The sequence below is a fragment of the Thalassospira australica genome (genome assembly GCF_000763295.1).
Taxonomy (GTDB): domain Bacteria; phylum Pseudomonadota; class Alphaproteobacteria; order Rhodospirillales; family Thalassospiraceae; genus Thalassospira; species Thalassospira australica.
Genome location: NZ_JRJE01000024.1, coordinates 19990 through 30120, shown reverse-complemented (window position 1 = coordinate 30120; position 10131 = coordinate 19990). Strand labels below are relative to the sequence as shown.

The 10131-nt window shown below is 51.5% G+C and carries 7 protein-coding genes and 1 pseudogene; all 8 read right to left on the bottom strand.

The genetic code is table 11. From position 1 onward, the window contains the following. Positions 1–13: 13 nt before the first annotated feature. A pseudogene (locus tag JF44_RS20615) lies at positions 14–762 on the bottom strand (IS5 family transposase). A 279-nt stretch (positions 763–1041) separates the two neighbouring features. Then, positions 1042–1827: a siderophore-iron reductase FhuF gene (fhuF, locus tag JF44_RS0111115; RefSeq protein ID WP_033069066.1), complete on the bottom strand. Its 786-nt coding sequence runs from the start codon at positions 1825–1827 to the stop codon at positions 1042–1044. Then, positions 1824–3830 (bottom strand): Fe(3+)-hydroxamate ABC transporter permease FhuB, encoded by a 2007-nt coding sequence (fhuB, locus tag JF44_RS0111110; RefSeq protein WP_081944425.1) that lies wholly within the window; start codon positions 3828–3830, stop codon positions 1824–1826. The genes fhuF and fhuB overlap by 4 nt, the downstream gene beginning before the upstream one ends. Then, positions 3830–4729 carry an ABC transporter substrate-binding protein gene (locus tag JF44_RS0111105; RefSeq protein ID WP_162181411.1) on the bottom strand — a complete coding sequence of 300 codons (900 nt, stop codon included), beginning with the start codon at positions 4727–4729 and terminating at the stop codon, positions 3830–3832. Before JF44_RS0111105 ends, fhuB begins: the two co-directional genes overlap by 1 nt. A 53-nt stretch (positions 4730–4782) precedes the next feature. Further along, on the bottom strand, positions 4783–5580 hold the full coding sequence (locus tag JF44_RS0111100; protein ID WP_033069075.1) for an ABC transporter ATP-binding protein: 798 nt from the start codon (positions 5578–5580) through the stop codon (positions 4783–4785). Positions 5581–5678: 98 nt separating this feature from the next. Then, positions 5679–8135, bottom strand: a complete 2457-nt coding sequence (locus tag JF44_RS0111095) for a TonB-dependent siderophore receptor (RefSeq protein ID WP_162181410.1) — start codon at positions 8133–8135, stop codon at positions 5679–5681. Positions 8136–8317: 182 nt separating this feature from the next. Then, entirely contained in the window at positions 8318–9346 is a 1029-nt protein-coding gene (locus tag JF44_RS0111090; RefSeq protein ID WP_033069063.1) for a FecR family protein, read from the bottom strand. A gap of 102 nt (positions 9347–9448) precedes the next feature. Further along, positions 9449–9964 (bottom strand): RNA polymerase sigma factor, encoded by a 516-nt coding sequence (locus JF44_RS0111085; protein ID WP_033069062.1) that lies wholly within the window; start codon positions 9962–9964, stop codon positions 9449–9451. Positions 9965–10131: the final 167 nt, after the last annotated feature.

Here is a 10131-nt window from a genome sequence, read left to right as displayed (position 1 = left end):
CTAGGGTCTGGACTCAATTGGCCCAACATCTGATTGCGAAAATCCGGACCATATTAAGGAAGTTTTCTGCGGACTTTTCGTATCTGATGGTCAGCCGTCTCATATCCTTCATACGGCAGAAGAAACGCTCAACAAGATTGCGTTTGGCGTAAAGACCCGCGTCATGAGGGATAGGCTTTCTGGCATTTGCCTTGGCGGGGATCACCGGCAAGGCACCTTCATCCTCTATCTCCCGACGGATACATGCACTGCCATAGGCCTTGTCGGCGACAATGGCCAATGGTGGTTTTGACCAATTCAGGAAGCAGTCGATCATCTTACTGTCATGGAGTTGTCCGCTACTGATCGCAAGACGCAACGGGCGACCGAGTACATCTACAGCGGCGTGAACTTTACTTGTCCTGCCGCCGCGTGAGCGTCCAATACCCTCTGCCAGTTCCCCTTTTTTGACCCAGCCGCAGCGCGGTGAGCCTTCACTATTGAACTGTCGATAAAGACAAGCGCATCTTCATGTTCTGATGCTAGGGCCTCGAGTATCTCGCGCCATATGCCGCGCTCTCCCCAGCGGACATAACGATTATAGACTGTCGTAGGTGGGCCATGTCTTCCCGGAAGATCCCGCCAAGGTGCACCGGTTCGAAGAATATAGAAAATGCCATTGAGAACGGTCCGGTCGTCGCGACGCTTCGGCCCCCGGCCGTCAGCCGGAAGAAGAGGAGCAATGATTGCCCATTCTTTATCGCTCAAATCAAATCGTGCCATGTGATAACTCCCTTTCCCAAAGGGTGAATCACATTTCGACTATAAACTTCAAGCGTTCCAATTGGGTTCAGATTTTAGTGAAAGTGATATTTACTTGCAAATTTGAGACGCTGTTTTGCACTCTCCACGAGGTCGATACGCTTTTTGTTTCTTGAACAGGGTCTAATGGCGAATTACACCCAGCCTATAGTTCATGAGACGGAATTATCGACGGATTTCAGTAAGGAAAACTGCGGCACTTGACAGGAGCTGTAGTTAATCTGGTTTCTTGCGAACCACCTAAATTTTGGCGAGTGGGCAGGTTGAGCAGATATCAACACTGGTCAGCAAATAGCGCAGGCAGCACACGCGTCTGGAAAGACTGCCATCTTCAGAATGCTTTGTGCTGTATGGATTGGCCAACGGGTTGCGTATGCCGTTCGGCCCTTTTGCATCCGTGATCAATGGCGTAAGCGAAATGCGGTGTTCCTTGAGGACACTCTTCTCGACGTAGGCAACAACCACCCCGACATTTGACCAGAATACTTTGGGTGAAACTTTTGATGCGGCCGTAAGAGATGCGATCAAAGGTTCGAGATGGTTGGTGATCAGATCATGAAAATGTGTCCACGGATCAGGAGCCAAGGGGGCATGGATCGTCTGACAAACACGCCTGTCGACAAGGTCAAACCCGATTGGACAATTTGTGTCATCGGACTTCAGGCTTATAAATCCGGATTCGAACGGCAATATGACTTCTCCGGCAGCCGCCAAAACCAGTAAGGGCGACAGTAGAAGGCCAAAATACCATTGCGACCACATTGAAATTGCCGCCCGCCGATCATCGTTGGGGTATCTCGCCTGACAATACTGATCAAGCAGCTGCGAGAGACATCCGGGATCATGCAGGTCAAAGCAGTCAGTGCCATCAAGCGCACCAGACGTCATGCGATGGCGTTCGCCGATGCCTTGATAGGGTCCTTGCGAAAGGCTTGTCTTAATTTCAGAAAGCAGTTTGTTGCCCGTCTCATCGCATGCTGACGGATACCGGGTTATGTTGGCGGGCTGTTGGGGTGCTGACATCATGAACCATTTCGTCCGATACGCATAAGAAGCCAGACCAGAATTGGACCGGCAATGATCGCGGCCATCAGGCCAGCAGGTATTTCCCACGGAAAGAACAGTATCCGCCCAAGCCAATCGGCACTTACCATCAGGGCTGCGCCAATCGCCGCTGCGCCCATCGTGTGTGAAAGTGCGTGGCGAAAGCCCGCCAGACGCGCAAGGTGTGGGGCGATCAGTCCGGCAAAGCTGAGGGGGCCGGCCAAAAGCGTGGCAGCAGCCGTCAGGATGGCGGAAAACAGCAGCATAAGGCCGCGCGATATTGACAAATCTACCCCCAATGATTTTGCGGTCATTGGGCCAAGCGGAAACAGATTGAGCCAACGTGCAAGCGCAGGTAGGGCAGGCAGTGCTGCAACTGCGACGATTGTTAAAATACTGGCGCGGTCGAAACTAAGGCCATAAGTTGATCCGGAACTCCAGGCCAGTAGTTTTGCTGCACGTGGATCGCCGCCGGCCATCAGAAATGCGATGAATCCGTCAAACAAGGCGCCAACTGCAATCCCGGCAATGAGAATGCGTTCTGGGGCATAGCCTGATTGTCGGGTCAGGGCGAAAATGGCAATAAGGGTTGCAATGGCACCAATGGACGCACCTGAAATCTGGACCCAGGCAGACGGTGCATCAATCGCGAAAATAACGGCTATCATGCCAATCGCAGCACCGGCGCTTACACCGAGACTTTCGGGGCTGGCCATCGGGTTGGCCGTCATGCGTTGCAATACGGTGCCGGCAATCGCCAGCATTGTGCCAGCAACGAGCGCCCCAAGAATCCGTGCTTCTCGCCAAGGCCAGACTGTTTGAAGATCACCTGCCCATTGAAACTGCCAGAAACCATCGACGTCGCGCCCGATGAAAATGGCCGCTACCAAGCTTAGGACCACAAGCAAGCCAAGCAGAGATCTGATGTGCAGAAGGCTTCTGTTCGAAATCTGTGTTGATGTTGTGTTACGTACAGGTGTCGCATTCGCACGCAGTTGTCTGATGAGAATGATCAGAAGTGGTCCGCCAAAAATGCCGGTCAATGCCCCTACGGGTACAAGGGTGCCGATATGGGCAGAAAGAACCTGAATGCCTTGGTCCGCAGCACAAAGCAGCATCGCTCCAAATGCGGCGGAGTAGCCAAGTTTTGATCGCAACCGCCGAATGCCGAGCATTCGGGTGATTGCCGGGCCAGCCAAGCCGACAAATCCAACAATACCCACAGCGGCAACGATGGTTGCACTTAACCAGCAACCGATCAGAAGACACAACATACGCAATCGTGCTGGCGATGCGCCAAGTGCAGATGCCTGATGATCGCTAAGATTTAACATCTCAAGCGGACGGGCCAAAGTGATTGCAATAACCAAACCAACCGCGACCTTGAGGCCTAGCGGGCCGAGGATGTACCAGCCATCCTGCGTCAGGTCACCGCTTCCCCAGATAAATAGGCTTTTGAGCCATTCATGATGAATGATCGCCAATGCTGTGGTTACTGCCCCGCAATAGAGCGCAACAATCATCCCTGTGAGGATCACGACCAAGGGCGAAAAACCGCTGCGTCGGGCAAGCGTAAAAACCAAAAGGCCAACCGTTATGGCACCAAGTAGCGCGATGATATCATCGCCCACGACCAGTGTGCTGGGCACATACAATGTGGCCAGTGTCAGAAACAGTTTTCCGCCGCCCGCAAGTCCAAGTGTGGACGGGGAAGCCAACGGGTTCTTTAGAGTGTGTTGAAATAATGCACCAGCCGTCGCCAGGCCCGCACCTGCGACGAGTGCGATCAGAAATCGGGGTGTCCAACCATGTGTCAGCAGTAAGCTTTGTGTGCCCGTCTTGGTTGCAAGATCGAGAATCACTGCAGGATTGAGGCTCCCGGTTTCGATATGCAGAGATATGACGCTAAGCAACGCCATGGCACCAAAGAGTGTTACCGGAATTGCACCATGATACATGAAAGGTCTACGCAATAGGGTTTTCATTATGCTGGCTCCGCATTCCCTGTGTTAGTATTTGACAGGGAATGGGCCAATAATCGGGCAAACCGGCCAGCGGCATAAAGCCCGCCAAAAGTTGCAACGGGCGGCATCGTGATCAGCCCATATCGTTTGATCGCCGGAAGTTCAGAAAGAATGGGGCTGTGATCAATTGCCCGTTCGACATTGTCGGGAACCGGTTCAATGGCAATCATCGCCGCATCACCATAGTGTGCGATCTGATCAATTGTAACGGTTGCAAAGCCCCAAAGGTTGGTCGGGCCAGCCCAGGCGTTGCGAATGGGTAATTGATCAATCACATCTTGCATCAAGCTGTTTTTGCCAAACACACGCATGTGCCGGGGGGACAGCATGCTTGTGATTAAAACCGAGTTCGCCCTGGCCTTGGAAAGAGATCGGCTGGCGTCTGCAATGTGTTCAGAGGTTTCAAAAACCAATTTGCTGGCAGCATCCGGGTAACCTGTGACTTCACCAATTTTACGTGCAGCGCCAATCGCATTTAGAAACGGTGTCTTGCTGCTGGAATAAATGTCGATTTTCTCGATAGGTGCCAAGTCTTGGAGTTTGGAATACTGGTTTGCATAAAAGCTGCTGGTCAGAATGAGATCAGGTTCAAGCTGTGCTACTCGTTCCATGCTTGGTTGGAAACGTGCACCTAGATTGATCACTTGGTCCGGTACTTTCGGTTCCTGCACCCATGCCCGATAGCCAGGAATATCAGCCATTGCCAGCGGAACAATTCCCATCGCCAGTGCGGTTTCACTGATTGCCCCGTCGGCAATCACGATGCGTTTAGGCGTTTCAGCCAAACTAGGCTGAGACACAAGCGCCGAGAACGTGCAGCTTGCCCCTGCAAAAATCGAGGCACGGGTGGCGATGCGCAAGAATGATCTGCGTGAATGTGAAGGTGCAAGTTTGTGCATTGAATGGTACCCCGTCACAGATTGGCCAGAGCAACAGGATGCCCGGTGGTTGGATGGGGGTGAACAAGCATGTCCAGACCAAAGATATCGCGTAGCATGGCGGGTTGCATGAGTGCGTTCGGTGTCGCAGTCGTGACCAAACGGCCGCCTTTCAACGCAACGATATAATCAGCAAATCGTGCGGCAAGATTGATGTCATGTAGAACGGCAATGATGCACAAGCCGTCCTGTTTGCTGAGTTTTTCAAGCAGAAGCAAAACCTCATATTGGTGGGCGAGATCAAGTGCTGATATCGGCTCATCAAGTAAAAGACATGGTGCTTGCTGTGCGAGAGTTACGGCAATCCAGGCTCGTTGCCGTTCACCACCAGACAGAGTTCTGACTGCGCGCTGACGTATCGGCTTAAGCCCGGTCAAAGAGATGGCCCGTTCAATTGCCTGTCGGTCCTCGCCCCCTAGTCGACCGAACGGACCGTGCCAGGGATAACGGCCTAATGTGACCAGTTCCTCGACCGTATAGTCAGCACCATCGCCAGGATCCTGTGCCAGATAAGCGACGTTCTTTGCAAATTCCCGTGCACTAAATTCAGAAATGTCTTCGCCATTGAGCGTGATTTTCCCGTTTGACGGCTTGTTAAGTCCAGCCAGCATTTTCAGTGCCGTGGACTTTCCCGAACCATTGTGACCGACAATTGCTGTCAGGCTTCCAGTGCCAAAGGTGACAGTGAGTTCATCTAGAAGTTTGAGGCCCTCTGCTGTCTCGAAACGGGCATCTTGCATGGCAAGTGCGACAGGGCGGTCAGTTGAATTCATGGCCATAAAACATTCTTGTAAAAATGCAGAAAACCCGCACTTGGCGGGAGCCGCAGGAAGCAGGTCCGGGGCGCGATATGACGCCCCGGAAGATGTCGTTACCAGTCGTATTTCAACGTTGCTGCAATGGTCTGTCCTTCGATCTGATAGCAGTAACCGTTGTTACAGATAGCGGCATCGTTATCGGCAAGGTTAGTGCCGTTAATCGCAAGGGTCAGACCATCCAGCTTGTTACTAAGTGCTGCGAAGTCATAGCGGATCGCAGCATCAAGCAGCGTATAGGGCTTGTTCTTGCTCGTATTGGTGTAATTGGCATAGCTTGAGTCGGTGTAGCGAACACCAACGCCAAATCCCCATCCATCAAGAGGGCCTTGATTGAAGTTGTAGTTTGCCCAAGAGGATGCGGCCTTTTCCGGTGTCACAAGTGGGGTATTACCGCGATAGGAACCTTTGACGATTTTGGCATTGTTGTAGGCAAGGTTGCCAACCAGGCTAAGATTTTCAGATACATTGGCACTGCCTTCAATCTCAAGTCCGCGCGATTCAACTTTGCCAATTGAGTCGTAATATGAGCCGCCAGAGGCTCTCTCGCCAGCATAGCGTGCGACGTTATCCTCGGTCAGGCGATAGGCGGAAACCGTGAAGAAGCCATCAAACCCGACCGGTTCGAACTTGATGCCGGCTTCATACTGCTCACCCTCGGTCGGGGTGAGCATTTTGCCTTCAGAGTCCTGACTGGTGCTGGGCAAGAAGGATGTGCCCCAACTGACATAAGGCGAGATGCCATTGTCAAAGGCATAAAGGGCACTGACGTTAAAGGTCGTTGCGGTGTTGTAGTCGGTTGAACCCGTATTTGTCAGTCGGCTGATACGTTTGCGTTCTGCATAGTCAAACCGGACACCACCATTGAGATGCCAGTTGCCAAGTTCAATCTGGTCCTGAACATAAATACCGGACTGGTTGTAGGTTACGTCATCAAATGTTGTGTAAGCGGGTGTGGTGCCAGAGATCGAGCGGTACGGATCGCTGAGATAAAAGGTATAGTCACTAAGCACCGCGCTTGAACCGGAGCGGTAATCTGACTTGGAATACATCAGATCAAGACCGGTCAGGATTTCGTGTTTGGCGTCATCGGTCTCGAAAGTCGTGATGACTTGGTTGTCGACCTGCGCGCTCCAGAGGGTCTCCTGAACTGCTTGGGCTACGCGCCTATATTCGGTGTCGGCAGCATTCCAACCGCCACCAACAACACCACCGGTCAGATACCGTGCTTCAAGGTCGAAATATCCAAACCGCGCCTTCTGGGCCAAAGTAACAGGTACGTTACTTAGATCATGGGTCAGGTCATAGCCGACCTGAAACTGATCCTGTTTCTGGTAGTCGTAATCCGCGTCGCTGGTGCGGTAATCAAGGATTTCGCCATTCAGATTTAAAAGTGTTGCGGAGGCATCTGTCTCATCGTGCTGGAAAAGGGTGTAAACTGTAAGATCGGTGTCTGTGTTTGGCTGCCAGCGGATGGTAGGCGCAAACATTTGACGGTCATCTTGAATATCGTTGCTGGTTTCGCCGTAGCGCGCCATTCCAACAAACCTTGACGCCCATTCGTCATTTTCGCCAAGGCCCAGATTGTAATCAAAGCCGCCTTCATAGGATTCAGTGTTGGTAAAGCGGGCATATACGTTATTGTCCGCATCCTTGCGTGGACGTTTGGTCACGCTGTTAAGCAGACCGCCGGGGGTGGTTTGTCCGTACAAGGCGGCTGTTGGCCCCTTGACGATTTCTAGTTGCTCCAAGCTGTACGGTTCGGTTCGGAAAGTTGCATAAACGCCAGTCATTTGGCGCAGGCCATCACGGTAATCGCCATAAATATGCACCGGGTAACCACGAACATAGACCTGATCAAAACGGGGGTCATAGCCGTAGTTGTTAGTTGCGACGCCCGCAGTATAGGCAACTGCGTCTTCTACGCTGGCAACAGCACGGTCTTCCATTTCCTGTCCGGATACGACAGATATGCTTTTTGCGGTCTCGACCAAAGGCGTGCTTGTTTTTGTTCCTGCACTGCTGCGTGTGGCGACATAGCCATGTGCCAGATCGTCCATTTCTTGCGAGCTTGCCTCGACATAAACCGGGTCAGTGATCGTTGCGCTATCGCCATCGGACAATTCAAGTTTCGATAGGGAAACAGTGCTTTCACCGGTGAAGCGGTAGGTTACACCACTGCCCGAAAGCAGAATTCTAAGTGCATCATCTGGTGTATGAGTGCCGGTCAGAGCGGAGCTTTTCAGTCCAGCAACACGATCTACATCATAAAACAATTGCAAGTTGGTTTGATCAGCGAAGGTCAAAAGGGCCTGGTTTAGGTCCTGTGACGGGATGGAAAATTCAAATACTGCAGCGCCGCTTTCAGAAGTACTTTGCTGCTGTGCCTTTGCATTGGTTGTTACCCCAGCAACAACCAATCCGGCGGCAAGAGCCGCCAAGCTGACACCGCGCGCCAATCCTAAAGTCAGTCCTTTAATCAATCCGGCTTCACCGGCTTGTCTTACCTGCACGACACAGACCCCCATTCTTCGGTATTTTCTAATAACGCAAATGAGTTGCATTTGCTTGTATTGGGAGAGACGGGATTTGCGTTCTGATTCAGTAAGGTAAATTTCAATTTTTTTGTTTTTATGTTCGAAGAGCGTTCAGAAGATCCAGAAAACTGCGGTTTCCGGCGCAACAGGTTTGATGATTAATAGAGGACTGTCAGCAACGGTGTGATCGACACGTTGTGCACATCAAGTTCTGTTGCGATCAGTTCCAACCCGGTTTGCGGATTACTCATATCAAAGACACCGCTTACTCTTTTTCGGGCGGCTGCTTCGTTTGCGATTATTATCGTCCCGCGCCGGTAGCGTGAAAACTCTTCGACCACGTCACGCAAGGTAATGCGGTCGAAAATAAGTTTGCCTTTTTGCCAGCTCAGAATACGGTCCGGATTGATGGATGATATCTCTCCAATGGCATGGCTATTGTATTGAACGGCTTCGTTTGCCGATACAATGGCTGTCGTTTTCTGGGATGTGTTGTGTGAGAGGTTTACTTCTACCTGGTGTTCGAGAACCGCTACCGTCGCGTAATCGGTGAAACTGTCGATGACAAAGCGTGTCCCTAGTGCGCGGGCCACGCCATTGGCAGTGGAGACCTCAAATGGTCGATTGTTTGCCTGTTCTTGAGAAACAGCCTGAAAATCTGCAAGACCGGAAAGCAGTTCGATATGACGCCGTTTGGCGGTGAAGGTGACGGCAATTGCACTCTCCGGGCCAAGAGTAACGGTGCTGCCATCCTCAAGCGTAATTGCACGAACTTCGCCGATTGATGTGTGGTAGTCGGCAGCCAATAGAAGTGTTGGATCCCCCACCATCACTCTGGTTGAAATCAGTGCGATTAAAAGGCTGGCGGCAAGTGCAACATAGCCCCATGTTCGTTTTCGCAATCGGGGAAGAGGTTTTTTTTGTGATATGTGTTTCTCGAACGAGAGAATATTTGGTGCCTGGGCGCCATGTTTTGAGGCATGGGGCATGTTCGAGTTTCGAGAAAGAACGGATGCATCCATCAATGCAAGTGCATCATTGGCCTCGAGAAATGCCTGCTGATGGGCTGGGTTCTGATCAAGCCAGGCGTTGAGGGCATCGTGCTCTTCTGCACAGAGGTCGCCATCAATCAAGCGCGCGACCCATTGGGCGGCGATAAGATCAATGGTTTCCTGTGTTTCGTACATTTGGCTCACGTTCTCAACCCGCATGTGCCGATGGTATGTAAAGCTCGTCCTTATCTATAGGACGGTTACACTGCAATAATTGCGTAAAAAATTTGTGCGATTTCATGACTGATTGTCCCGCATGCGGCGCATAATATGGGCAATAGCGCGGGCGACATGTTTTTGCACAGAGCTGTCAGAGATTTTCAGTTTCTCGGCGGTCTGTCGATATGTCAGGCCATCAACCCGCACGAGTATGAAAATGTTCCGGGTTTTCTCGGGCAGTTCCCCGAGTGCGCGTTCCACAAAATCAAGTTCGGACTGCTCGCCAACGACCTGTTCAGGGGACGGCGCATTATTTGCGATAAGTTCCAGATTTTTGTCATCCGTGCCCGAGATTGGGTTGCGTTTTTGCGCGCGGACATAATCAATCGCGAGATTGTGTGCGACGCGATAAAGGTAAGAACGGGCATGAATGACATCATTTGCCTTGCCTTGACCAATATGCTCGGAAATGCGCACGAATGTTTCCTGCGTCAAATCCATAGCGGTATCTGTATCGCGCAACAGACGCGTCAGATAAATATGCAGTTCCCGTTGGTGGGACAAAAACAGTTTTCTGATGTCGGTAATTGCCAAGTCACAAACCTGACTGTGATGAGCGAACGCTCATGGAGTTATCAAAAATAATACTCATTCGCAATTGTTTAATTGTATTGAACTTGTGGATTGTGCACATTTAGCCTGCAGCCTTGGTGCACAAAGGTCAGGTTTCTCCTGAATATGTTTCGGCAAGTCAGGTTTCT